The organism is Planktothrix agardhii (assembly GCF_904830935.1).
Taxonomy (GTDB): domain Bacteria; phylum Cyanobacteriota; class Cyanobacteriia; order Cyanobacteriales; family Microcoleaceae; genus Planktothrix; species Planktothrix agardhii.
Genome location: NZ_LR882952.1, coordinates 1,846,157 through 1,871,530, shown reverse-complemented (window position 1 = coordinate 1,871,530; position 25,374 = coordinate 1,846,157). Strand labels below are relative to the sequence as shown.

Here is a 25,374-nt window from a genome sequence, read left to right as displayed (position 1 = left end):
CTACTTACGAACCCGCTACCACATCTTCAAAGAGAGATGCCACCGGATTGAGATTATATTAGACTCCCCTGAATTACTCAAAAGTATTTATATAATCTCGGAGCGTACAGGACACATCCCTCTGCTACTGTGCGCCAATTATGGCAATATTACTGGAGTTTGAAAATCTATAAAGTTAACAAGTTTGATCGGCAAAATTGCTGACTTTAATTCTTTTAGGGCTTGATATACATATTTCGCGTGTTTTGTCAAGATACAAAAGTAAGCATTTTCGGTATTTATGGGAATAAAAATCTATTGCCTATTGCCTATTGCCTATTGCCTATTCCTATTGCCTATTCCCCTTCAAAGCTTGATGTCTTTTAAACTATTGCGGGGATTAAACGTGCGACTGGCACGAATTTTCTCATAATATTCCCGTTCACTTGGACTAATTTCTTTTGGTGGCACAACAATAATTTTAACTAATTGATCCGTGCGACCGCCTCCTTTAGGTTTTGGCCATCCTTTGCCCCGTAACCTTAACGACTGTCCTGAACGAATTCCGGCTGGAATATTCATCGTCACCATCCCATCAGGTGTCGGAACTTCAATTGATGTCCCTAAAACCATTTCATCGGGAGTAACCGGAACTTCACAAACCAGATTATCCCCATCAAATTGAAAAAAGCTATGGGGTTGAATTTCCACTTTCAGGTATAAATCCCCCCGTTGTTGATTGTAGGGGTCAAGTTGACCTTGGCCTCTCACTCGAATCCGACTTCCAGGCTTAACTCCCGACGGAATCGTTACCTCTCCAGTTGCAAAGCGTTTTTGTACCCCATGAAAGGCTTCAGCCAGAGTTAGAGTAATAATCGCTTCCGTATCAGCGACAGAGGAAGGATTACGGGTGTTAAATCCCGAACCAAGATCATTACCGTAGGGACTCCCCCCAAATCCAGAAGGGTTTCCAGTTTGAGTCCGATAGGAATAACTACGACTGCTACTACTTCCGGGTCTAGCCCCGGTAGCCCCACGACCTAAAAGACTATTAATAAAATCATCAAAACTGTTAAATTGACTAAAATCAAACCCGCTAAAGTCTTGAGCCGAACCCGCACCACCCGGCCAACCTGTCGCTCCAGCTTGATTCCAATATTGACCGAATTGATCATATTTTCCACGTTTCTCAGGGTCGGATAACACCTCATAGGCTTCGCTGACATCCTTAAAACTCGCCTCAGCTTGTTTGTTCCCCGGATTCATGTCCGGGTGATATTTGCGGGCTAGTTTGCGATAAGCTTTTTTAATATCCTCCGCCGTTGCGGTTTTATCTAGTCCTAAAGTCGTGTAGTAGTCTTTATAGTCAGTCGCAGACATTCTTCCCCTTTCCTCAATACAGTGATAGTGATCCCTAGGCTACTCATTTTTGGATAGTATGCTCCCTGTATATAGGGTATCAAACTTATTAACAGGATTGGGTTCGGTTGTTGCTGATCTAGCGATCGCAATGTCCGAACAAGAGGAGCATCGGTAGCAGGGGGAGTAAACTCTTTCTATTACCCATTACCCATTACCTATTACCCATTACCTTCTAACAAAAACGGAGAGGGAGGGATTCGAACCCTCGTTAAAGTCACCCCTAAACGACATTTCCAGTGTCGCGCCTTCAACCGCTCGGCCACCTCTCCAGGTGGAATATTTCATTTTTACCCACGAAAATATATACTATCATAAATTTCGGAAAGTCAACACGATCTCAGAAATTTTTTTTATGGCCAGTTCCCATCGCGTAGAAATTCATTATCGTCAGACAGGTGAGCGTTTTTATGTCAACGTCCCCGAAGACCGATATATTCTGCAAAGTGCCGAAAATCAAGGGGTAGACTTGCCCTTTTCTTGTCGCAATGGTGCCTGTACCAGTTGTGCAGTAAGGGTAGTTTCTGGGGAGTTGTACCAACCGGAAGCCATGGGACTCTCCCCGGACTTACAGAAACAGGGATATGCGTTACTCTGTGTCAGTTATCCCCACTCCGATTTAGTTGTGGAAACCCAAGACGAGGATGAAGTGTATGAACTTCAATTCGGACGCTACTTTGGTAAAGGTAAAGTTAAAACCAGATTACCCCTGGACGAAGACTAATCTACTGGATTTCAGGTTTAGAGGAAAATGGTATGGCGCAATAGTATTGGGTTTATTACTCCTGCTGACCAGTTGTTCTCAACCTGACCTTCCCAAAGGCATTTTTACCAAAGTTGAACGGGTGATTAGTGGTCAAACCCTGGAAATTCTTGATAAAACGGCTAAAATTCCGGTGTTGCAACAAGTTAGATTAGCAGGAATTATTGCCCCTGACTTGAAACAAGATCCTTGGGGAACCAGAGCTAAACAACATTTAAAACAACTTTCTGAGGGTAAAAAAATCCTATTAGAAGCAGATTTAACCGCAAAAGATCGCTATGGTCGCATCTCAGGTTATATCTGGATTGACGGAATTTTAATTAATGAACAGTTGCTCAAAGAAGGATATGTTTTAGCAGAAACATCCTCTATTTATCGCCCGGTGACTTCCAATTTCCAGACTCAATATAGTCAAAGGTTTAACTATGCTCAGGAATATGCCCGACTCATGGGAAATGGCATTTGGAACCCCGATAAACCCATGGGTTTAACACCAACGGAATTTCGACAGCAACAGCCTTAGAAGGCAGGGAGTAGTGGGCACAATTATGAATTGGGAATTACGAATTACGAATTACGAATGCTGAAATAATATGACTAAAAATGAATTACAGTTTTTTTTAGATGTTGCCACCTTAGCTGCTCAGGCGGGGGGTGCTGTTTTAAAATACTATTTGGGAAATTTAACAGATGTTCAGGAAAAGGGACGGTCTGGGGATTTAGTCACCGAAGCGGATAAGGCATCGGAAGCGGCGATTTTAGCCGTATTGGAGCGTCATGTCCCTGACCATGGAATTTTAACCGAAGAATCGGGGGAATTGGGTGATTTGAAAAGTCCCTATCTTTGGGCTATTGACCCTTTAGATGGAACCACTAATTTCGCCCATCAATATCCGTTTTTTTCCGCTTCTATTGGATTATTAATTAATGGCGTTCCTCAAGTTGGGGTGATTTATGATCCCTTCCATGATGAATTATTTCAAGCCGCTAAAGGATTAGGAGCAACTTGCAATAATCGTTTAATTAGTGTATCTAAAACCAATAGTTTAGATAAAAGTTTATTAGTCACAGGCTTTGCCTATGATCGCCGAGAAACCACGGATAATAATTATGCCGAATTTGCCCATTTAACCCATTTAACCCAGGGAGTTCGTCGCAGTGGGGCGGCTTCAATTGATTTAGCACATACGGCCTGTGGACGGTTAGATGGCTATTGGGAAAGGGGTTTATCTCCTTGGGATATGGCGGCGGGAATTGTATTAGTAGAAGAAGCGGGAGGGAAAGTAACAGCTTATGATACCAGTCCGTTTCAAATTAGTTCGGGTCGAATTTTAGCAACTAATGGTTATTTACATGAAAGTTTAAGTCAAGCGTTAACAGAAACCCCTCCGTTATCCAGTTGGAAAGACAAATAATATGGGATTTTTATACTCAAGTAGGGGCAATTCATGAATTACCCCTACTATTTTTAAAGGTTAAAAAATCGCGGCACAAACCGCCGCCCCAATTAATCCCACTTGGGGATTTAAGACTACATAAACGGGAACTTTTGCTAATATCGGTTTCATGCGTCCTTTATTAGAAAAAGCCTGCATAAATTCAGAAGTTTCTAATAAAGGTAAAATCTTAGGTGCAATTCCTCCAGCAATATATAACCCGCCATAGGGTAATAGTTTTAACGCTAAATTTCCCGCTTCTGCTCCATAGGATTCTACAAAAAGCTGCATGGTTTGTTCTGATAAATGATCCCGTTTTTCTAAAGCAGCTTGAGAAATAGCCGCGGCGGGATCAACTGTTACTTCTGTTAACCCAATTTGATGTTCCCACTCCTTGACAATATCGCTAATTTCTGGAGATTCTGTAGCCATATTGCGATCGCGCCAGCGTTGCGTAGCAGTATCGCGTAAAAACTGATAAATCGCTATAATCCCTGGCCCAGATACCACCCGTTCTACGGATATTCTATCAATACTATGTTTAGCTAATAAATACTTCATTAACTGAAATTCTAATTCATAACGTGGGGCAAAATCCGTATGACCTCCTTCACAGGGATAGACTTTGATTCCATTAGCTAAAGGTGTCACAAAACATTGACCTAAGCCAGTTCCCGCCCCAATCACTCCAATAGGTGAATCCGCCTGGGGCTGTCCTTTTTGTAATACTAAAAGATCGCTTTCTGGTAAACCCGTAACACCATATCCCACCGCCTCAAAATCATTAATTAAAGTTACCTGGGAAATAGCTAATTCTGACCCCAAATATTGAGCATCTAATTGCCAAGGTAAATTGGTTAATTTGGCGGTTTGATGCACCACTGGCCCCGCAATGGCAAAACAGGCTTTTTCGGGATGCAAATTCTCACCCAATTGTTCCCTTGCTTCCTGTAAAAATTGTTTTACAATGGGAACTAAATCAGGATAATCCCCACTTAAATAACGGGATTCATAGAGGGTTTTTAATCGCTCTTGGGTTTGGCTCCCTTTCACAATTTCCGTCCCATCCACCAAGCGCAAAATCGTTTTTGTTCCCCCAATATCTCCGGCTAATAATAATGTCATACTTACAGTGATTAATGTTTTATCCCCCCTATTGTGACATATAGGAATAGGGATCACGGATTTAAGAGGATTTCACGGATTTTAATCTGTGTTAATCTGCGTAATTCGCTTAAAATCCGTTATAGGTAATGGGTAATAGACGAATAACTGATAACTGTGTAAGAATAGAGCTATAGCAATCCTATTTGAGTTGTCATATTTTTTCAAATTTAACCCTGACGGTAGGGGTAATTCATGAATTACCCCTACCACGATTGATTTAGAATTGCTATAGTCAAATTATAAATATAGTCACATAATACAATGCTGGTGCAGTCGCGGTTACAAACTCAATCTTCTGTCGTCGATTCATCAAAACCCAAGATCGATTATGATGTTGTTATTGTTGGGGGTGGAATTGTTGGGGCAACTTTGGCTTGTGGGTTGAAAGATTCGGGGTTGAAAATAACAATAATTGAATCCCAACAGCCAGATGTTGCAATTAGTAAAAAACAGGCTTATGCTTTGACTTTACAAACGGGACGTATTCTTAAATCCATTGGAGTTTGGGATGAAATTATCACAAAAATTACTACCTTTTATCAGATTAATTTAAGTGATTCTGATTATCATAGGGTGGTGCAGTTTATGTGTCAAGATTTGGGAACAGATCAATTAGGATATGTCGGTGAACATGGGATAATTTTATCGGCAATGTATGAATTTTTATCCCAATGTCCGAATATTTCTTGGCAATGTCCGGCTAGTTTAAAAAATGTTAATTATCATCCCGATTATGTAGAAGTTGAAATTGAAAATCAAGGTAATCTTAACACTTTTTATAGTAAAATTATTGTAGCAGCCGATGGTTCTAAATCTCGATTGCGGGAAGAAGCGGGAATTAAAACCCACGGTTGGAAATATTGGCAATCTTGTATTGCGATGACGATTAAAACGGAAAAATCCCATCAAAATATTGCCTTTGAACGGTTTTGGCCAAGTGGCCCCATGGGGGTTTTACCCTTACCCGGAAATCGCTGTCAGGTGGTGTGGACGGCTCCCCATGCTGAAGCCCAGGCTTTAAAAGAATTAGATGAAACGGAGTTTTTAAAGTTATTAGAATATCGCACCGGAGGATTATTAGGAAAGTTGGAATTATTGAGCGATCGCTATGTTTATCCAGTACAATTAATGCAGAGCGATCGCTATATTCAACACCGATTAGCTCTAGTTGGAGATGCCGCCCATTGTTGTCATCCCGTAGGAGGACAGGGTTTAAATATGGGGATTCGGGATGGGGGAGCTTTAGCAGAAGTATTGAAAATAGCAACTCAAAAAGGTGAGGATATTGGGCAAAAACGGGTGTTAAAACGGTATGAAGGTTGGCGACAAAAGGAGAATTTAATTGTTTTGGGATTAACGGATTTCTTGGATAGAACTTTCTCAGGAGATTGGACTCTAAAAGTTAGTTTGCGTCGCCTAGGATTAGGGGTATTAACAAAGGTGCAAATATTCCGCTATTTGGCATTAAGATTAATGACAGGTCTAATCGGTCGTGCGCCAAAACTTAACCCTTAAATCCATGGATAAACCGGAAATAGAATTAATTTCGCGTCGAGACTTTGTAAAATATTGTGGGGGTTTGGGATTTGCGCTTTTAGCCAATCCTTCAACCTCTATTATTGATATTATCCCAACCTCAACTCCCCATTTAACTATGCAGTTGGACTGGAAATATAATGTTCAATTTGCAGGGTTACTATTAGCAGATTATTATGGATTATATAAACAAAGAGGATTAAATATTGAGATTCTACCTGTAAATTCAGATAGAAATGTATTTGAACAAATGGCAGAAAATCCTTTAATATTAGGCTGTGGGGAACAGGATGCTATTTTAGCCGCCCAAGTGCAAGGATATCCGGTTAAAGCGATCGCAACTATGTTTCAAGCATCCCCTTTGGGGTTAATGTCTATTCCCGAAAAAAATATCCATTCTCTTAATAATTTGGTTGGGCAAAAAGTTGGGATTCATGGAAACATAAAAAAAGTCATGGAATTAATAATTAATGCCAATGGTTTATCACCTCAAGATATTGAAATTGTCCCGATTTCCTATCAGGATAAATATGATCGATTACAAAGTGGGGAATTAGCAGCCGTTCAATGTTATAGTGTTGATGAACCCATTGGTTTTAGCTATAAAACTGGAATTAAACCCAATATTTTAAAATTCAGCGATTATGGATATGATGCCTATGTGCAGGTAATTTTTGCCCATCAACAGTTATTAGACCATCATTCTGAATGGGTGAATCAGTTTTTAAAAGCATCTTTTGCCGGATGGAAATTAGCCCTAGATAATATTAATCAAGCCGCTCAAATTGTGGTTGATGCCTATATAAAACCCGATAGTGAATATCACAATTTAGATTATCAAACCAAATCTTTACAGTTAATTGCTGATTATCTTACCTGCGGAATTAACCCTGATCAAATTGGTTATATTTCGGCAAACCGTTGGCAAGAAATGTCAGAAAAACTGGCTCAATATGGTATAATTGATCGGGTTCCATCATTAACAGATTCCTTGGATTCTAGCCTATGGTTAGTGGCTTAATTGATACTTCAAAGTCTAGGAATCAAAACGTTGATATTGATAGTCCTGAATTACTTCATTAGATGCTTTGGAAGATTGAATTTAGACGTGATGCTTTTAAAAGATATCAAAAAGTTGAAGTCTGCTAATTTGGAAGACAATATGAAAAAATTGGTTGAGATATTAAAACAAAACCCCTATGCTTCTCTATCAATCTTGATTATAGCGTTTAAATCTGTAACTCCTTGATCACATTTGCGATCGGTGTTAATATTTTATTTGACAGTAATAATTATACTCTAGTCAAAAATAAAGTAATTGTAAGTCAAGAGGAGGATAAGATTTAAAATGGTAGATCCTATTGGTTTAATTCCAACCGCAATTCATGGTTATAATTGGATTCGGATGTGGCATGAAAAACAGGCTAATCCCCCCCCATCTTCCTGATAATGCTCTTTTGCTATTTAAGCAATTTAAAGAGGCTTATGATACAAAAAATATTACTAGACTTGGTTTTACTCTTTCAGATCATTAATAGTAACGATCTATTTTCTGCAATTATTGATACTCAATCAAAGATATCGGTTTTAGGAATTCCCCTGACAAATTATGATTCTGCACCTATTCGTTGTGAAATTCGTCCTGAACAGGGGTTATGGGTAATTACTAAGATGTTTATTGAATGACGATTAATTTCATAATGTAATTTTTTAGGGGCGAAGTGCGTCTCGCTCCTACAGTTTTGTTATATTATAGATGAATCAATACAGGTATTTGAGAAAGTAAAAACTATTGCCACCTGTTTTTATGAATCAATTTGATCCTCTATCCTAACAAACTTCTGAAACGCTAATTTTGCCGCCCCAATCATTCCCGCTTGATTCCCTAATTCGGCAATTAATATTTCTAACCCCTCTCTGGAACTGAATAATACTCTTTGTTCTAATTCCGCTTTCATCGTCGGTAAAAATAAATCAGCCCCCGCACTAATTCCCCCGCCTAAAATTATCGCTTCTGGGGTTAATACATAAATTAAATTCGCTAATCCTATCCCTAATAACTTGCCATATTCTTGCCAATATTCAATCGCTTTTTCATCCCCTGCTAAGGCTTTTTCCGCTAATTCTGCGGGTTCTAATCCCGTATCCCGGCGAATAGCTTGAACTGAAGTATATTGTTCTAAAGAACCTCGATTTCCACTATTACAAACATGGCCATCAAAATTAAGACTAATTAATCCTAATTCCGCCGCCGCCCCTTGATGTCCGACAAATAATTCCCCATTTAAAATAATCGCCCCGCCAACGCCTGTTCCTAATGTTAATAGGATTAAATTTTGAAACCGTCTCCCCGCCCCTAACCATGCTTCACCTAACCCCGCACAGTTAGCATCATTGGCTAAAATCACAGGTAAACCCGTTTTTTCTTCTAACCAATCAGCTAAGGGAACATCCTGCCATCCGGCTAAATTAATCGCTACTTTGGCAATTTTTCCCGTCCCATCCACAGGCCCAGGAGTTCCCAATCCAATTGCCACAATATTATTGACATTTTTCCTGATTTGTGCTAAAGCCTCAACTATTGCTATTAACACCGCTTCCGGTGTCGCTGGTTGAGGTGTGGGAACCGTTAAGGATTGATAACAAGTTCCATCCGGTGCAAAACAGCCCAATTTTATCGCCGTCCCACCTAAATCTATCCCAATAACTTGCACTGTGTTCACTTCTCGTAGTAAGCCCTAAAGGGCTTTCTCATTAACATTAATAATTGAATAAGCCCGGTCGGGCTTACAACAACCTCGCACAAAGCCCACGCGGTTCACCCGTGGGAGTGTCAATACTTAAATATCGGGTTCGTCAACCATGCGACGGTCAATACTGGAGTTAAATACAGGTTCCACCCGAATAGCCTTAATCGCACTCGGACGAACAACCATATATTCTTTAGCATTATTATCTTCTGCCCTTTGTTTGATGGGAACATTGATAAATTCGGTACTATCAAATTTGGGCAGTAAAACTTTGTTGTACCACACCTGAAAGTCTTGCATCGTGGGAAACTTAATTTCTTCTCGATGACCCCCCTCAATCATGATGTGAACTACATATTCATCGGGCGTTCTGGGCATAATGACTCGCAGCTAAAAACAGACTGGCTAAACTGACAGGATGTTAACCATTTGCTCTTAGTCTCTCATCAATTGTCGATAAAGTCTACTGACCCCAATCATTACAAAAATTTACCAAAAATCGAAAAAAAAAACCCGGATTCCCCCTTGACACGGCCGCGGATTTGTGGGAACATACTCTTAATATAATGGAATGGTCGCAATTTTAAAATTTTTGCAACCATCCCATTATATATAATTACCAATATCATTAATATAGCATGGCGGCGCATCCGGTGGCAACCCCGAAAATTTTAAATTTTTGTAAAAAAAACCAAACTGAATTTGTCAAGGTTTAATCAAACAGTTCACAAGAATATAAAGGGATACCCTTAAAATGTTTAGAGACTTAAGAGTAAGTTGTATACTCAATCCCGTTTAATGAAGCTAAACCTCAACTGATATACACAGAATTCATAATGCCGAAACGTACAGACATAAAGAAAATTTTGCTCCTGGGTTCTGGGCCGATTGTGATTGGACAAGCCTGTGAGTTCGACTATTCAGGAACTCAAGCCTGTAAAGCCCTGCGGGAAGAAGGCTATGAGGTGGTGTTGGTCAACTCCAACCCAGCGACGATTATGACTGACCCAGAAACAGCCGAACGCACCTATATTGAGCCTCTGGTTCCCGAAATCGTGGCCAAGGTAATCGAAAAAGAACGTCCCGATGCCCTATTACCCACAATGGGAGGTCAAACCGCCCTTAACTTAGCCGTAGCTTTAGCCAGAAATGGCACCTTAGAGAAATATGGAGTCGAACTGATTGGGGCCAAATTAGAAGCGATTGAAAAGGCCGAAGATCGGCAACTGTTCAAAGAGGCCATGGAAAAAATCGGAGTGGCCTGTTGCCCTTCGGGAATTGCTAATACCATGAGTGAGGCGATTCAGGTGGGGCATGAAATTGGTAGCTACCCCTTAATTATTCGTCCAGCCTTTACCATGGGAGGAACTGGGGGTGGTATTGCCTATAACCAAGAAGAATTTGAAGAAATTGCTCAATCGGGTTTAGATGCGTCTCCCAATTCTCAAATTTTAATCGAACAATCCTTAATTGGTTGGAAAGAATATGAATTAGAGGTGATGCGGGATCTGGCTGATAACGTGGTGATTATTTGTTCGATTGAAAATATCGATCCGATGGGAGTACATACTGGGGATTCAATTACCGTTGCTCCCGCCCAAACCTTAACTGATAAAGAATATCAAAGATTGCGGGATGCTTCGATTAAAATTATCCGAGAAATTGGGGTAGAAACCGGAGGATCTAATATTCAATTTGCGGTTAATCCCGTGACTGGGGATTTTATTGTAATTGAGATGAATCCCCGGGTGAGTCGGTCTTCTGCCTTAGCTTCCAAAGCCACGGGATTCCCGATCGCTAAATTTGCCGCGAAATTATCGGTGGGATATACCTTAGATGAAATCAACAATGATATTACTAAGAAAACCCCGGCTTCCTTTGAGCCCACAATTGATTATGTGGTGACAAAAATTCCCCGCTTTGCCTTTGAGAAATTCCCTGGTTCGGAACCTGTTTTAACCACACAAATGAAGTCCGTCGGGGAAGCGATGGCGATTGGTGGAACCTTCTGTGAATCCTTCCAAAAAGCCCTACGATCCTTGGAAACTGGGTTAGCAGGTTGGGGTTGCGATCGCTCAGAAAAACTCTCTAGTTTGGATCATATTCGTTCCGGTTTACGCACACCTAACCCAGAACGAATTTTAACAGTTCGGAATGCGATGCTGTTGGGAATGACCGTAGAAGAAATCTATGAACTGACCGGAATTGATCCGTGGTTTTTAGATAAAATGCAGGAAATTTTAGAAACGGAAAAATTCCTCAAACGGACTTCTTTACCTGAGCTAAAAGCCGATAAACTGTTAGCAGTAAAACGGCAAGGATTTAGCGATCGCCAAATTGCCTTTGCCACCAAAACCACGGAAGATGAAGTCCGAACCTATCGCAAAGGATTAGGAGTCAAACCTGTTTATAAAATGGTGGATACCTGTGCGGCGGAATTTGAATCGACCACACCCTATTACTATTCAACCTACTGGGAAGAAGACGAAATTTTACCGTCTACAAAACCCAAGGTTATGATTTTAGGCGGTGGCCCTAACCGCATCGGACAGGGGATTGAGTTTGATTATTGTTGTTGTCATGCCTCCTATTCTTTACGGGCGGATGGTTATGAAACAATTATGGTTAACTCTAACCCAGAAACCGTTTCCACCGACTATGATACGAGCGATCGCTTATATTTTGAACCCCTAACTAAAGAGGATGTTCTGAATATTATTGAAGCAGAAGAACCGGAAGGAATTATTATTCAATTCGGTGGTCAAACCCCTCTGAAGTTAGCCTTACCTCTGCAACGAGCCTTAGAAAAAACTACCCTAAAAACCAAGATTTGGGGAACTTCTCCCGACTCGATTGATATTGCTGAAGACCGAGAACGGTTTGAAAAAATTCTGCGGGAATTGAATATTTTGCAAGCCGAAAACGGTATGGCCCGCAGTTTCAAAGAAGCCTTAAAAGTGGCGAAGCGCATCGGATATCCGGTGGTTGTGCGTCCTTCCTATGTGTTAGGGGGACGGGCAATGGAAATCGTTTATTCTGATGAAGAATTGGAACGATATATGCTGTTTGCGGTTCATGTCGAACCCGATCACCCCATTTTAGTCGATCAGTTCCTGCAAAATGCCATAGAAGTTGATGTGGATGCGATCGCCGACCAACAGGGAAATGTTGTGATCGGTGGAATTATGGAACATATCGAACAGGCTGGAATTCACTCTGGGGACTCCGCTTGTTCGATTCCCTACCAAACCCTATCGGAAGCCGCCGTTACCACCATTCGCCGTCAAACCATTGAACTGGCCAAGGCGTTAAATGTGGTTGGGTTAATGAATATTCAGTTTGCGGTACAGGGGGAAAATGTGTTTATTTTAGAAGCAAATCCCCGGGCGTCTCGAACTGTTCCCTTTGTCTCTAAGGCGATTGGGGTTCCCTTAGCCAAAATTGCTTCCCGGGTGATGTCGGGTAAAAGTTTAATTGAATTGGGCTTTACCGAAGAAATAATTCCCACCCACGTTTCTGTGAAAGAAGCCGTGTTACCCTTTGCTAAATTCCCTGGTACGGATGTGCTGTTAGGGCCGGAAATGCGCTCTACAGGGGAAGTGATGGGGATTGATACCGAATTCGGCAAAGCCTTTGCCAAGGCAGAACTGGCCGCCGGACAGGTGTTACCCCTATCGGGGACGGTGTTTATTTCGGTGAATGAACGGGATAAACAGGCTATTGTGCCCGTGGTGCGGGATTTCTTGGCTTTAGGGTTCAAAGTTACCGCGACTATTGGGACTCGCAAAGTGCTTTGGGAAAATGAGGTGAAAGTGGAGATGGAGTTGAAACTGCACGAAGGACGGCCGAATATTTTGGATGCTATCAAAAACCAGGCGGTGCAGTTGGCTATTATTACTCCTTCTGGGGAGGAGTCCCGCAGTGATGGGATTCTGATTCGTCGTTCAGCTTTAGCCTACAAAATCCCGATTATTACAACTATTGCTGGGGCTAAGGCGACGGTGGCAGCGATTCATTCCTTAAAGTCTACTCCCCTGGAAGTGAAAGCGATTCAGGATTATTACATCTAACCCATCCTGTCGGGTGTTGACAATTGAGTAGGGGTAATTCATGAATTACCCCTACTTTATTCTTAATTGCGATCGCTCCAAAACTAACACCAATTAGCTATAGCAATCCTAAATCAGTTGTAATATTTCCATCTATCTCGACCCCTCCCAACCCTCCCCTTAGTAAGGGGAGGGCTAGGGTGGGGTTCTATATTCTGATCGCAAATCATTTAAGATTGCTATAAAAGTCTTAAAATAGCAAAAATAGAATCATTCCCCCGGATAAAATTACGATATTTGCAATTAAAAACCATTGGTCAAGTTTTTTGACTCGGACAATGGATTCGGGATCTTCACTTTTTGCCCAATCTGCGGTAATAATGGTTTCTAAAATCCCGGCAATAATTAAAACATAGACTAAGGCATAGATTTTATCTAATAATACCAAATAGCCAACATCAGGTAAAGCATCGGAATAGGATTGTTGCAGAAAAACAATCGTTAATAAAGCGGTGACGGGAAGAATAATTCGAGAGTCAACGTAGATGGGATAGAGTAATAATGCACCCCAACTAGAAAACAAAACTACGAATAACGGGAGTAATAATTTCCAAGTAAAGAAACTTAGAGGACGGGAAATGTGCATTTCAAACCGCAGAGTAGAATAAATCGAGTTATTTTTTCCTTCGTCCAAATCCCCAAAATTAGAGGGATATTGATGGGATAAGGTTTTAATTTCAGAATTTCTAATTTTCCATCCGGGAACAGTTAAATCCGCAGCATAACCTGATTCTTTTGTATCTGCGATATAGACTAATTGATTTAATGGATAAACAGCATTTTCAATTGTCACCCCTAAGCGTTGTTCATCTAGGGGATAACGGGAAAATTCAAAGGGTTCTCGAAACCGACTTTCTACCCGCATAATTTGATAGAAACTACCATCTTTGAGTTTTTTCGGTTCTTCATAAGCGGGTTCGATGATTCTTCCCCAGTCTTCAACGCCGTTCATAAATTCTAAGTTAGCAACGGGGTCAATTTTGCCTTTCCAACGTAACCATAAATAGAAATCCAGATAATAGGTATTGCTTGAAGCATTCAATTCATAAATATTTTGAGCATAAACCCCAACGGTAACTTTTTGGGCGGTGGCGGGAATTTCGGTTAGGTGTTGATAAATTAAGGAATTTTGGTGTGGGGTCGGGGTACGGAAATATTTCCCCAACTGTAAAATCAAGATCAGGGTAATGATACCCAAAGCTGGGAACAGGAATTTACGACTATTTTTTTTCAGGTCAATCCAGTGAGATAGAATAGGTGATGGCATAGTATTTCTGACAGTTTGAGTCGTTTTCAGGGGTCAATCGCCCATACAACAAGTGTTGGCTAAAGTTTATCCCAAAGAAATGGCTCGGTTGTTGAAAAATAGCTTACAATCCATAGAGAAGTGTTTTGCATCAATTAATGATCAAACTGCGTTTAAAGAGATTCGGAAAAAAGCGGGAAGCTAGTTACCGCATTGTGGTGATGAATAGTTTGTCTCGCCGAGATGGTCGTCCCCTAGAAGAACTGGGCTTCTACAATCCTAGAACCGACGAAGTTCGATTGGATAAGGCTGGTATTATCCGTCGCCTACAGCAAGGGGCACAACCGACTGATACTGTGCGTGACATCCTGAGAAAAGAAAATGTTTTTGAACTACTCAAGTCTGGAGTCGAACCCGAAACAACTGTCGCAGAATCCGCAGTCTAGTCCCAGTTATGACGAACTGGTGCGGTTTTTAGTCAAGCCGTTTCTGGAATTTCCAGAATCCCTGAAGGTTGATTGTGAGCGTTTTTCTAGCATACGCAGAACTTGGATTCGGTTAGCTGTAGAAGCCGAAGATAAGGGACGGATTTATGGTCGTGGCGGGCGCAATATTCAGGCGATTCGGATGGTTTTAACGGCCCTGGCTGTGTCCTCTGGTGAAACGGTTTATCTGGATATCTATAACAATGGTGAATCCGATGAACCCGCGAGTCCGAGGGAACCCAGGGAGAGCTTTAATCAGCGTTCCCCGGGTCAATATTCGGAACAGGCTCGTCCAGTCCGTGCAGCCCCTTCTAAGCCTCGTTTGAATCGAAGATACGAAGAATGAAGTGGTTTTAACTCTATTCTTAGTAGTGAATTCCTAATCACTATTGAGGATAGGTTTGCCCTTGGAATTGGTTTTTTAATGTTGGGCAGAATTAGGTTTAACCAACCCTAACAATTTTGCCCAACGTCTTCTCTGAAGAATTACGAATTACGAATTACGAATTACGAATTACGAATTACGGATAATGGTAATTTGGTTTTGAATTTTTATTAAAAGTAATCATATTTTGTAATATCAAATGACTGAGCGATTCACCCTTGGGTTACCAAGTATGGAAAGTGCAATGGCGCTTTCTGGCTATCAAGAAGATAATCTTAAAATTCTATCTCAACAAACGGGCGCTGAACTGGTAATGCGGGGACAGGAATTGCTAATCAGTGGAACCGCTAGTCAGATTCAATTGTGTCAAAAATTAGTTGCATCTTTGAACGAGTTATGGCAGGATGGAAAACCGATTAGTTCTGTAGATATCCTAACGGCGCGTCATGCAATTAATACTAATCAAGAGGATGTTTTTAAAGATATTCAGCGTGATGTTTTAGCGAAAACCAGGCGAGGAATAGAAATTCGGGCAAAAACCTTTCGTCAACGTCAATATATCCAGGCGATGCGTAGTCATGATTTAGTATTTTGTATTGGCCCGGCGGGAACTGGAAAGACCTATTTGGCGGCAATTTTAGCGTTACAATCCCTATTATCTGATCAATATGAACGGTTAATTTTAACTCGTCCGGCGGTGGAAGCTGGGGAAAAATTAGGATTTTTACCTGGGGATTTACAACAAAAAGTTAATCCCTATTTACGACCATTATATGATGCACTTTATGAATTAATTGACCCAGAAAAAACAGCAAATTTAATAGAACGTGGGGTGATTGAAGTGGCTCCCATTGCTTATATGCGGGGTCGGACGTTAAACAATTCCTTTGTGATTTTAGATGAAGCCCAAAATACTACTCCGGGTCAGATGAAAATGGTATTAACACGTTTAGGTTTTGGTTCTCGAATGGTGGTCACGGGAGATATTACCCAAACGGATTTATTACCCAATCAAACATCGGGGTTAACAATGGCTTTAAAAGTATTAAAAAATGTTGAGGGAATTGCCTTTTGTGAATTTTCTCAAGCAGATGTCGTGCGTCATTCATTAGTCCAGCGCATTGTGGCGGCTTATGAAAAGCATGAAAAGCCTAAGTAAAAATATATCTTAGAAAGATTTAAGCTGAAGTTCCCAAAAATCTAGTAAAATTAAGTCTTAAAAACTAATTAAATTGGGAACTTGAACCATGAGTAATCTCAAAGCATTTTTAGAAGATTGTGAAAGTTTAGGAACTTTACGGTTAATTGTTACCAGTAGTTCGGCTGTATTAGAAGCCCGGGGAAAGATTGAAAAGCTATTTTATGCAGAATTACCCAAAGGAAAATATGCGAATATGCACACCGAGGGCTTTGAATTTCATCTGAATATGGATCATATTAAACAGGTTAAATTTGAAACCGGAGAAGCGAAACGGGGCAATTTTACTACCTACGCGATTCGCTTCCTAAATGAACAAAATGAAGTGGCGTTAAGTGCATTTTTACAATGGGGAAAACCAGGGGAATATGAGCCAGGACAGGTGGAAAATTGGCAGGGTTTAAAAGAACAATATGGGGAAGTTTGGGAACCTATTCCTCTGGAAAGTTTATAGGATTAATCATCTAAATTTGGGGTAATTCATGAATTACCCCTACTATTGATAGCGGTGATGCGTAAGTCATGACAGATTAAAATCCGTGAAATCCTCTTAAATCAGTGATCCCTATTCACTATTAAAAAAAAATGAAAAAATTAATTCTAATTCTGGGTTTAATTGTTGGTTTAATTATAGGGAAAACCGAAGCTCAAGCGGGACAGTTAGCCGACCGTTTATCCGCATTTCCAAATTGGAATCATAAACCAATGGTGCAGGCGGTGAAGGAAGATTTATATTATCCTGAGTGGATGGAGGGGGAATGGAATGTTACGAGTATGTTAGTAGATAAAGTGGCTCCCCTTGCTCCTAAAGTGACCACTCCTGGGTTTAAAAATAGTTCTGAATCTCTGAAGCAACCGATACAGTTTCAGGTTAGATTTAAACGGGTTGAATTGTTACCTAAGTTACAGATTTTTCCCCTAACTTTATTTTTTTCTCCCCAGGAATCCGATCCCAAAAATCATGATAAAATAGATATTAAGATAGTGGGAGATCGCGCTTTTAATGGGTTTAATATTGGTAAGGCAACCTTGGGAGAAAATGGAATTTTATCGGTTAAGATTGATCCGACTAATCCCAATCGTCAAATGACCGCTTTACCCGGAAATGTAGAATTGGTTTCCACCATTACGGGTCGGAGTAGTGAAAGTCCCAGGGAGGATCAATTTATTGCAACGGAAATCAGTCAACAGGTGTTTGAAAGCTCATCTCAAATCTATTTGAATGAAGTGGAAACAACCACAGGTTACAGAGCAGAATTTGAGAAAGTTGGATCAAAATCCGAAGTTAAATCCATTGTTGCAGATCAAGTTACGGCGGTTTATTTATCTCCTAAAGATCCAAATTTCTTTGCGGCAAGTGGTCATCCGGTGGCCTTATATAGATATCAATTAAAGTTAGTTAGGAATGCAGGATAAATTGCCATCACGGAGGGAAATATGAAATTTAAAGTTGGTTGTCAATTAGAGTATGAAGTTAGGGATTATAGTACGTTTATTTTTAATATCAATGTTGCTAAAGCTCACAATCAACGGATATTAGAAGAACATCTACAATTAGAATCAAATCTCCATTTTGAAGAATATGTTAATCCGGTTTTAGGTAATCGTTATCTGAGGATTAATGTACCTTCGGGAAAATTTCGCCTATCCTATCAAGCCATTGTTGATGTAATTTATGAAGAAACAAATCCGACAACAATTAATGAAGTTCCCGTTGCTCAAATTCCCTTAGAAATGTTACAATATATTTATCCAAGTCGCTATTGTCAATCCGATCGATTAATGCGATTAGCTCAATCGGAATTTGGTTATTTACTGCCAGATTATTCCCGAATTACGGCAATTTGTAATTGGATTTATGATAACGTAATGTATTTATCTGGGAGTAGTGATCAACATACTTCTGCCTTTGATACGGTGACAGAAAGAGCGGGAGTTTGTCGAGATTTTGCCCATTTAGGAATTGCCTTTTGTCGGGCTTTAAATATTCCAGCTAGGTTTGCATCGGGTTATGCTTATAAACTACAACCGCCTGATTTTCATGCTTATTTTGAGGTATATTTAAGCGATCGCTGGTATCTATTTGATGCGACTCGTCTAGCTCCCCGGGATGGATTAATCAGAATTGGAACCGGACGAGATGCGGCGGATACTGCTTTTGCTACGATTTTTGGGGATGTAGAAATGACTCAAATGAACGTGGATGTTGAGTGTTTAGAAACTATCTCTGATGGAGATGATTCTGAATATACAAATCAAGCCATTAGTCATTAGAATACTCGAAAAAGAAATCACTTCCCTATCCCGATAATCATTCAAACAACTCATAATTTAATATTCCTAGTGGTAGCAGGTTCTGGGAAAAAAATGTGGCTATGGTGTAATTATTTAGACAGGATAGTACAAACCATCGCCCCGCCTGTGCCAACCAATACCACTGGGATCTTTTTGTTGACTCCAATGGCTAAAATGTTCTGCACCTTTAGAAAATTCTTTAGCAACATTTCCCGTATTTACTCCTAAGCGACGAGTCAGTTCTTCCTCTGTTTTTGGTGTCAACCTCAATAAACTTCTAGGATGATTACTATTAACATTATTAACAGAACTTGAGGATTTACGGGTGGTTTCAACCGAAGTTTTTTTGTCTAATAACTGCTGCATTAAAGACATTTGATCTTTTAAAAGATCAATATCTTCTTGGAACAGTTTCAGTTGCTCTTGTACAATTTCTTCGACCTCGGTTTTCAATTCAGGATTGAATTGAGGTTGTTCCCCATCAAAAAACTGTTTAATCATCTGGACTAAAGCGGCACTTTCAGTTAAGTTGTGCCGTTTCATGTACTGACGCAGCTTTTTATGATAGTCTGGCGGAACGTAAGTCACGGCTCTGATATTCTTTGTTACCATGAGTATAATTAAATTATGCTACCTCAACATTAACACTAATTGTAAACAAGTACGCTACTATTAGCATACTATTAATATTAAACCGATTAGCTTTATCTACAAAATATCAGACCCGACCTATGACTGAAACCCCGGAGACCCCACCCTCTAATCAACCGACATCAGCTAATCTCCCTAGGATAAAAGGGGGTTGGCATCGGACAACCCAACAATTAAAAAGACTATTCCCCACTGACCGAATCTCTAAAACCTTTGTCCAATGGTTTAATGTCAATGAGACACAAATTGCTGAGATTTTAGCAACAATTCGGGCAGAACTTCCCACGACAGAAGCCTTATTAATTGGCAAACCTCAAGCGGGAAAAAGTTCAATTGTTAGAGGATTAACGGGGGTTTCATCGGAAATTATTGGTCAAGGATTTCGTCCCCATACTCAAAATACAGAACGTTATGCTTATCCGTCTAATGATTTACCTTTGCTAATCTTTAAAGATACCGTGGGTTTAGGAGATATTAACCAAGATACTTCTATCATAATTGAAGAATTAATCGGCGATTTGCAGAAAGAAAGTCAAGGAGCTAGGGTTTTAATTTTAACTGTTAAAATTAACGATTTTGCTACCGATACCCTCCGCATAATTGCCGAAAGTTTACGCAAAAACTATCCCCATATTCCCTGTCTATTAGCAATTACTTGCTTGCATGAAATTTATCCGCCCCAAACCGAAAATCATCCCATTTATCCCCCAGATTTTGAGGATATTAGCAGAGCTTTTGAAGCCTTAAAAATAGCGTTTAAAGGGTTATATGATCAGGCTGTATTAATTGATTTTACCCTAGAAGAAGATGGTTATAATCCTGTATTTTATGGCTTAGAATCTCTACGGGATACCTTAGCCAATTTGCTTCCTGAAGCCGAAGCTAGAACGATTCATGAATTATTAAATGGAGAGGTTAATAATCAACTGGGAAACATCTATCGAGATGTGGGGCGACGCTATATTTTAGCCTTTAGTATTATGGCGGCAACCGTTGCAGCAGTTCCCCTTCCTTTTGCCACTATGCCTGTCTTAACAGCCGTACAAGTTTCTCTAGTAGTGTTATTAGGAAATCTCTACGGAAAAACCTTAAATATTTCTCAAGCTGGAGGTTTAGTTAGTGCGATCGCTGGAGGGTTTTTTGCCCAAATGATCGGTCGAGAATTAATTAAATTTATCCCCGGTTTTGGTAGTGTTATTGCTGCGTCTTGGGCTGCTGCTTATACTTGGGCATTAGGGGAAGGAGCTTGTGTTTATTTCGGGGATTTAATGGGAGGAAAAAAACCTGATCCGCAAAAGATTCAAGTTGTTATGGACGAAGCATTCAAAACAGCAAAAGAAAGATTTAAAGGGATCAATTCATCAAAATAAAGGAGGAAATATGACGGATTTATATGAAACCGATTTTTATGGTTGGATTCAAAATCAAGTTAATTTGCTTAAAACTAAACAATGGCAACAGTTAGATCATCTAAATTTAATTGAGGAAATAGAAGCTTTGGGACGAAAAGAACGGCAAGAACTGAGAAATAGATTAGGGATTCTCTTAGGACATTTATTAAAATGGCAATTTCAACCTGATAAACGAACGAATAGCTGGTTAGGAACAATTCGAGAACAACGAGTACAAATTAAGTTTTTATTACAAGATAGTCCCAGTTTAAAATCCTATTTGAATCCAGTTTTACCCGATGCTTATGAATTAGGATTAGCCTTAGCTATTCGAGAAACAAAACTCGATGAACAAATCTTTCCCGAAGTTTGTCTCTATACCTTAGAACAAACCTTAGATTCTCAATTTTTACCAATTTAATCTCCATTTGTTACAAAAATTAAGCAAACTTAAATATCCTATTGATTCAGAGCAGTAGAATTTTTGATATCTTCAATTCTACAAATATCCAATCGAGAAATAATTGCAGAACTTAAATTTTGTTGATCATTCTGCCAACTCATAATTTTATTTCTAAAATGAATAGTTCCCTGGGTATAAGGATGCCAAATTTTTTCTATTTTCCTTAAATCTTGACATGGAAGTTTAGCAATATCCCGTTTTTTTAACTCAATAGGATCAGAATATTTGGGGTTTTTTCCTAAAGCTAACAGCATGATTCTATAGGTTTGTAGTTCAGCTTTAGTGAATTGTTTTGCTGATAATAAATGAGCTAATCGTTCATAATCCGGTTTCACCCTGGTTTTTTCCGACACTGTAGCTGTTCTAGCCATCCCAATTACTAAAGATGTAATTGATGCAATCACACCCAATGAAACAATAACTTTTTCTCGATTACCCATGTTTAATTAAAATTATAACGTTGTTGGGCTTTAGCCCTAATTCCAAAAATTATAAGCCCTGAATCCACTGTTGACAAACATTAAAGTTGGGATGGGGTAAAACCCACCCAAAGTTAGGTTAAAGTTGTTGCAACTTTTGATAACGACCTAATGCCAATAACGGAAAATAATGTTGATAGTAATGATATTTTATATAGAAATGACCCGGAAATCCAGTTCCCGTAAATTCCGACTCATCCCAGCGACCATCGGAAAGTTGTATTGAAATTAAATAGTTAATTCCCCTTTGAATCACCTCCATTTCATAACATCCCGTTGCCATTAAACCAATTAACGCCCAAGCCGTTTGTGAGGCGGTACTAACCCCTTTTCCTTTGAATTTAGGATCATTATAACTATGGCAGGTTTCCCCCCAACCCCCATCAATATTTTGACAACTAACTAACCAATTTGTCCCCCGTTCCATTAAGGGGTTTAGAGAAGTATAACCCCAATTTTTATAAATAGGATTAATTACCGCTAAAGCTGATAATACTCCACTGGTTCCATAAATATAATTAACTCCCCAACGTCCGAACCAACTCCCATCGGTTTCTTGTTCCTGTTTTAAATAGGAAATTGCCCGTTCAATTGAGGGTTTTAAAGATTGAATTTTCAATTGAAATTCTGAAGAATTAGGATCTAATTCCCCTAACATTTCAATCACTCTAGCGGTAACATCCGCCGTATTTGGATCAATCATGGCTTTTAAATCCCCATAGGGAACCGCATTAATCCAATCTTGATCATTATCAATATCAAAAGCCGCCCAACCTCCGGCTTTACACTGCATTGAGATCATCCAATCAATTCCTCTAATTATTGTTGCTGTTTTCAAGGGTTCATCGGTAATTTTAGCTTGATTTAATGCCATTACTACAACGGCAGAATCATCTAAATCAGGATAAAATTTATTCGCAAATTCAAACGCCCATCCCCCAGGTTTTCCCTGTTTATTTTTAATATTCCAATCTCCATAATCTAAAATTTGTTGACGAATTAACCATTTTGAACTTTTGACTATATCAGCATTATTTGGGTCAATTCCTGATTCAATTAAAGCTCGAACAACCCAAGCTGTATCCCAAACTGGAGACACACAGGCTTGCATTCGATAACTTTCTTCTGTTTCTATCGCAAAATTATCTATGGCTTCTAAACCCCGTTGAACAATCGGATCAGATACCGGATAATTTAAGCATTTTAACGCCAATAAAGAATTTAACATTGCCGGGATAATTCCTGCCCAATCTCCGGTAATTTCTTGTCGTTCTAAAATCCATTTTTCTGCTGCTTTTAATCCCTGTTCTCGTAAGGGGACAATATTAAAGAGTTCGGCAAATTTAAAAATCTGATCTAAGTCCAAAAAAATATCTGTCCAATCATTATTTTTAGGTAATTTAAAAATAGCATTTTCTCGTCCTTCTACATATAATTCATCTAAATTTAGACTAGAATTAAACCTAAAAACTGGCTTTTTATCAAATACAATTAATAAAGGAACTGTACTACTTCTCGCCCAACTAGACATTTCATAGATGGTAAAAGGTGAACCTTCGGGTAACAACATAATCCAAGGGGGAATTGAGGGAATCCCGCGCCAGTCATAACATCCAATCAAGGCTAAATGTAGCTTAGTAAAAATCCGAGTTTTGGTAATTCCACCCTGTTCTAAAATAAATTGTTTGGCTTTAATTAAGGCAGAATCTGTTTCAGATACCCCTAATATTTTTAACGCCATATATGCTTCAACGGTGGTACTTAGTTCTCCTCCATCCCCATAGAATAATTCCCAACCGCCATGATCTCGTTGTTGGGAACGTAAATAGGTTTCAGCTTTATATAAAGGGCGAGTTTTATCGGTTCCCCAAATCTTGTGTAAGAGGATAACTTCTGATATAATTGTGACATTAGATTGTAATTCCGCCCACCAATAACCTTCGGGATATTGTTGAGAGAATAGAAAGTTTTGGCTGGCTGCGATCGCATCTTTTAATTTAGTTACAGAGACTTGATTTTGTATTTCCATTGTTATCTGTTTCACTCCTGCTATTGTTTCTGAGAATATCATTTTTTTAATTGGTTATAGATATTCTATCATATTTTTTATTGAATTAATCATAATTTTATGATATATGGAGTAGAAGGGGTAATTGATGTGTCTAAACTCGTTCAGTTTACCGGGATATTTGAACCTCTAAAAAACCCTGATTACTTTAATCAAGTTAAACTTTCTAGCGAGTGGGGAACTGTTTATTGGGATAGCGGTGCTGACTTAGATCCTGATGTATTGTATTCCTATTTATCCAAGCAACCGATACAGTTAAAAACCGCGAGTATTTATTGATTGTAAAATGGAAAATTCAATTTTAATTTTAACGCTATTGTCGTTAATAATATGGATAATATTATTACTATTTAGAGGACAATTTTGGCGAGGAGATCAACGGCTTTTTGAGGTTAAAGAACCTTTATTAAATTATCCTTCCGTTGCTGTAATTGTACCAGCAAGAAATGAAGCAGATTTAATTTCTACCAGTTTGCGATCGCTTCTTAATCAAAATTATCCTGGTTCATTTTCTATTATTTTAGTTGATGATCAAAGTAGTGATAATACAGCAAATATTGCCCAAGAAACTGCTAAATTATCAAATCAAACAGACAGGTTAAATATTATTACCTCTCAACCTTTACCTGCGGGATGGACGGGGAAACTTTGGGCGATGGAACAGGGAGTTAAATATACTTCTATGTTAAATTATATCCCCCAATATATTTTATTTACCGATGCTGATATTGAACATTCTCCTAATAATTTAAAGCAATTAGTTGAAAAAGCTGAAACCGAAAAATTACAGTTAGTTTCCTTAATGGTTTTATTACGTTGTCAGAGTTTTTGGGAAAAGTTATTAATTCCTGCTTTTGTATTTTTCTTTCAAAAATTGTATCCTTTTCGTTGGGTAAATCATCCCCAAAGTCAACTAGCGGCGGCGGCGGGAGGATGTATTCTAATTCATCAGGAAGCATTAACTAGAATTGGGGGTTTAGCAATATTAAAACAAGCATTAATTGATGATTGTTCTTTAGCTCAAGCGGTGAAGAATACCCCCCCAACTCCCCTTAGCAAAGGGGGAGAAGATCAGTTATTTACTACTGTAAATCAGGGGTTTTCTATTGGGAGTTTTATCTTTCCTTTTACCTCAAAATCCTATCATCCTATTTGGTTAGGGTTAACAGAAACAACCCAGAGTTTAAGACCCTATCCTAATTTATTAAGTATTTGGGATATGGTAGCCAGAACAGCATTTAGTCAACTGAATTTTTCTACTATTTTATTAGGATTAACCCTAATAGGGATGATTCTGATTTATTTAATGTCACCTTTAAGTTTAATTTGGGGAATTGTTCATGGAAATGGCTTAGTTATCCTTTTAGCTTTATTAACTGGGTTATTGATGGAAATTGCCTATTATCCCACCTTAAAACTGTATCAACTTTCTCCTATTTGGGGATTAACTTTACCATTTATTGGATTTTTATATGCCTTAATGACTTTAGATTCAGCCTTGAGATATTGGCGAGGAAAAGGAGGAAGTTGGAAAGGAAGAACTTACTCATAAGA

General features: G+C 39.2%; 25 protein-coding genes and 1 tRNA gene. 17 read left to right on the top strand and 9 right to left on the bottom strand.

All coding sequences use genetic code 11. The features are described 5' to 3' along the window. Positions 1 to 345: 345 nt before the first annotated feature. On the bottom strand, positions 346 to 1,359 hold the full coding sequence (locus tag NMG88_RS08675; RefSeq protein ID WP_254034627.1) for a DnaJ C-terminal domain-containing protein: 1,014 nt from the start codon (positions 1,357 to 1,359) through the stop codon (positions 346 to 348). Between the two features lie 224 nt (positions 1,360 to 1,583). Beyond that, a tRNA-Ser gene (locus NMG88_RS08670) sits at positions 1,584 to 1,670 on the bottom strand. 83 nt (positions 1,671 to 1,753) lie between these two features. Between NMG88_RS08670 and NMG88_RS08665 the strand changes: the two genes are divergently transcribed. From NMG88_RS08665 to NMG88_RS08655, 3 genes are all read left to right on the top strand, one after another. Further along, positions 1,754 to 2,122: a 2Fe-2S iron-sulfur cluster-binding protein gene (locus NMG88_RS08665; RefSeq protein ID WP_026794625.1), complete on the top strand. Its 369-nt coding sequence runs from the start codon at positions 1,754 to 1,756 to the stop codon at positions 2,120 to 2,122. 46 nt (positions 2,123 to 2,168) lie between these two features. After that, on the top strand, positions 2,169 to 2,684 hold the full coding sequence (locus NMG88_RS08660; RefSeq protein WP_264477065.1) for a thermonuclease family protein: 516 nt from the start codon (positions 2,169 to 2,171) through the stop codon (positions 2,682 to 2,684). Between the two features lie 70 nt (positions 2,685 to 2,754). After that, on the top strand, positions 2,755 to 3,576 hold the full coding sequence (locus NMG88_RS08655) for an inositol monophosphatase family protein (RefSeq protein ID WP_027248740.1): 822 nt from the start codon (positions 2,755 to 2,757) through the stop codon (positions 3,574 to 3,576). A gap of 60 nt (positions 3,577 to 3,636) precedes the next feature. On the opposite strand, the gene NMG88_RS08650 is transcribed toward NMG88_RS08655, so the two are convergent. Further along, complete coding sequence (locus NMG88_RS08650) at positions 3,637 to 4,722, bottom strand: glucokinase (protein ID WP_026786234.1); 1,086 nt, start codon at positions 4,720 to 4,722, stop codon at positions 3,637 to 3,639. A 303-nt stretch (positions 4,723 to 5,025) separates the two neighbouring features. Between NMG88_RS08650 and NMG88_RS08645 the strand changes: the two genes are divergently transcribed. The 3 genes from NMG88_RS08645 (at position 5,026) to NMG88_RS08635 (ending at position 7,986) form a co-directional block, all read left to right on the top strand. After that, positions 5,026 to 6,279, top strand: a complete 1,254-nt coding sequence (locus tag NMG88_RS08645; protein ID WP_254035322.1) for an FAD-dependent hydroxylase — start codon at positions 5,026 to 5,028, stop codon at positions 6,277 to 6,279. A 4-nt stretch (positions 6,280 to 6,283) separates the two neighbouring features. Continuing rightward, the gene (locus NMG88_RS08640; protein ID WP_254035321.1) at positions 6,284 to 7,321 is read left to right on the top strand and encodes an ABC transporter substrate-binding protein; all 1,038 of its coding nucleotides are present in this window, start codon (positions 6,284 to 6,286) and stop codon (positions 7,319 to 7,321) included. A gap of 464 nt (positions 7,322 to 7,785) precedes the next feature. Continuing rightward, on the top strand, positions 7,786 to 7,986 hold the full coding sequence (locus NMG88_RS08635) for a hypothetical protein (protein WP_144390489.1): 201 nt from the start codon (positions 7,786 to 7,788) through the stop codon (positions 7,984 to 7,986). 119 nt (positions 7,987 to 8,105) lie between these two features. Here NMG88_RS08635 and NMG88_RS08630 read toward each other — a convergent pair whose 3' ends face one another. Both NMG88_RS08630 and NMG88_RS08625 read right to left on the bottom strand, forming a co-directional pair. Then, positions 8,106 to 9,023: an ROK family protein gene (locus NMG88_RS08630; RefSeq protein ID WP_227364934.1), complete on the bottom strand. Its 918-nt coding sequence runs from the start codon at positions 9,021 to 9,023 to the stop codon at positions 8,106 to 8,108. A 117-nt stretch (positions 9,024 to 9,140) separates the two neighbouring features. Continuing rightward, positions 9,141 to 9,428, bottom strand: a complete 288-nt coding sequence (locus NMG88_RS08625) for a hypothetical protein (protein WP_235751915.1) — start codon at positions 9,426 to 9,428, stop codon at positions 9,141 to 9,143. 458 nt (positions 9,429 to 9,886) lie between these two features. On the opposite strand from NMG88_RS08625, the gene carB reads away from it, so the two are divergent. Next, entirely contained in the window at positions 9,887 to 13,120 is a 3,234-nt protein-coding gene (gene carB, locus NMG88_RS08620) for a carbamoyl-phosphate synthase large subunit (RefSeq protein WP_235766053.1), read from the top strand. Between the two features lie 229 nt (positions 13,121 to 13,349). On the opposite strand, the gene NMG88_RS08615 is transcribed toward carB, so the two are convergent. Then, complete coding sequence (locus NMG88_RS08615; RefSeq protein WP_042155898.1) at positions 13,350 to 14,426, bottom strand: ligand-gated ion channel; 1,077 nt, start codon at positions 14,424 to 14,426, stop codon at positions 13,350 to 13,352. 137 nt (positions 14,427 to 14,563) lie between these two features. Here NMG88_RS08615 and rpsP point away from each other — a divergent pair, with 137 nt between their 5' ends. The 6 genes from rpsP to NMG88_RS08585 all read left to right on the top strand — a co-directional run bounded on the left by rpsP (position 14,564) and on the right by NMG88_RS08585 (position 18,747). Next, positions 14,564 to 14,851, top strand: coding sequence for a 30S ribosomal protein S16 (rpsP, locus tag NMG88_RS08610; RefSeq protein WP_026786243.1), 288 nt, complete (start codon positions 14,564 to 14,566; stop codon positions 14,849 to 14,851). Then, a complete protein-coding gene (locus NMG88_RS08605) occupies positions 14,787 to 15,236 on the top strand; it encodes a KH domain-containing protein (protein WP_026786244.1) in 450 nt (149 codons plus the stop codon). The genes rpsP and NMG88_RS08605 overlap by 65 nt, the downstream gene beginning before the upstream one ends. 238 nt (positions 15,237 to 15,474) lie before the next feature. Continuing rightward, positions 15,475 to 16,434 (top strand): PhoH family protein, encoded by a 960-nt coding sequence (locus tag NMG88_RS08600; protein ID WP_254035320.1) that lies wholly within the window; start codon positions 15,475 to 15,477, stop codon positions 16,432 to 16,434. A gap of 88 nt (positions 16,435 to 16,522) precedes the next feature. After that, a complete protein-coding gene (locus NMG88_RS08595) occupies positions 16,523 to 16,927 on the top strand; it encodes a ChuX/HutX family heme-like substrate-binding protein (RefSeq protein ID WP_026786246.1) in 405 nt (134 codons plus the stop codon). Between the two features lie 131 nt (positions 16,928 to 17,058). Further along, positions 17,059 to 17,889 (top strand): DUF6816 family protein, encoded by an 831-nt coding sequence (locus NMG88_RS08590; RefSeq protein WP_227381262.1) that lies wholly within the window; start codon positions 17,059 to 17,061, stop codon positions 17,887 to 17,889. A gap of 21 nt (positions 17,890 to 17,910) precedes the next feature. Next, on the top strand, positions 17,911 to 18,747 hold the full coding sequence (locus NMG88_RS08585) for a transglutaminase-like domain-containing protein (protein ID WP_042155901.1): 837 nt from the start codon (positions 17,911 to 17,913) through the stop codon (positions 18,745 to 18,747). A gap of 114 nt (positions 18,748 to 18,861) precedes the next feature. Here the strand turns inward: NMG88_RS08585 and NMG88_RS08580 are convergent, their stop codons facing one another. Further along, positions 18,862 to 19,380, bottom strand: a complete 519-nt coding sequence (locus NMG88_RS08580) for a hypothetical protein (protein WP_081694860.1) — start codon at positions 19,378 to 19,380, stop codon at positions 18,862 to 18,864. Between the two features lie 119 nt (positions 19,381 to 19,499). Between NMG88_RS08580 and NMG88_RS08575 the strand changes: the two genes are divergently transcribed. Further along, a complete protein-coding gene (locus NMG88_RS08575) occupies positions 19,500 to 20,789 on the top strand; it encodes a YcjF family protein (RefSeq protein WP_227364931.1) in 1,290 nt (429 codons plus the stop codon). Positions 20,790 to 20,799: 10 nt separating this feature from the next. Continuing rightward, a complete protein-coding gene (locus tag NMG88_RS08570; RefSeq protein WP_042155906.1) occupies positions 20,800 to 21,231 on the top strand; it encodes a DUF29 domain-containing protein in 432 nt (143 codons plus the stop codon). Between the two features lie 38 nt (positions 21,232 to 21,269). On the opposite strand, the gene NMG88_RS08565 is transcribed toward NMG88_RS08570, so the two are convergent. Together NMG88_RS08565 and shc are read right to left on the bottom strand one after the other, a co-directional pair. Further along, entirely contained in the window at positions 21,270 to 21,713 is a 444-nt protein-coding gene (locus NMG88_RS08565) for a GUN4 domain-containing protein (RefSeq protein WP_051319905.1), read from the bottom strand. Between the two features lie 118 nt (positions 21,714 to 21,831). Beyond that, positions 21,832 to 23,781: a squalene--hopene cyclase gene (gene shc, locus NMG88_RS08560; protein ID WP_254035319.1), complete on the bottom strand. Its 1,950-nt coding sequence runs from the start codon at positions 23,779 to 23,781 to the stop codon at positions 21,832 to 21,834. A gap of 99 nt (positions 23,782 to 23,880) precedes the next feature. Between shc and NMG88_RS08555 the strand changes: the two genes are divergently transcribed. Together NMG88_RS08555 and NMG88_RS08550 are read left to right on the top strand one after the other, a co-directional pair. Next, positions 23,881 to 24,099, top strand: a complete 219-nt coding sequence (locus NMG88_RS08555; protein ID WP_227351126.1) for a DUF2442 domain-containing protein — start codon at positions 23,881 to 23,883, stop codon at positions 24,097 to 24,099. A 7-nt stretch (positions 24,100 to 24,106) separates the two neighbouring features. Then, positions 24,107 to 25,372, top strand: coding sequence for a glycosyltransferase (locus NMG88_RS08550; protein WP_042155912.1), 1,266 nt, complete (start codon positions 24,107 to 24,109; stop codon positions 25,370 to 25,372). Positions 25,373 to 25,374 lie beyond the last annotated feature (2 nt).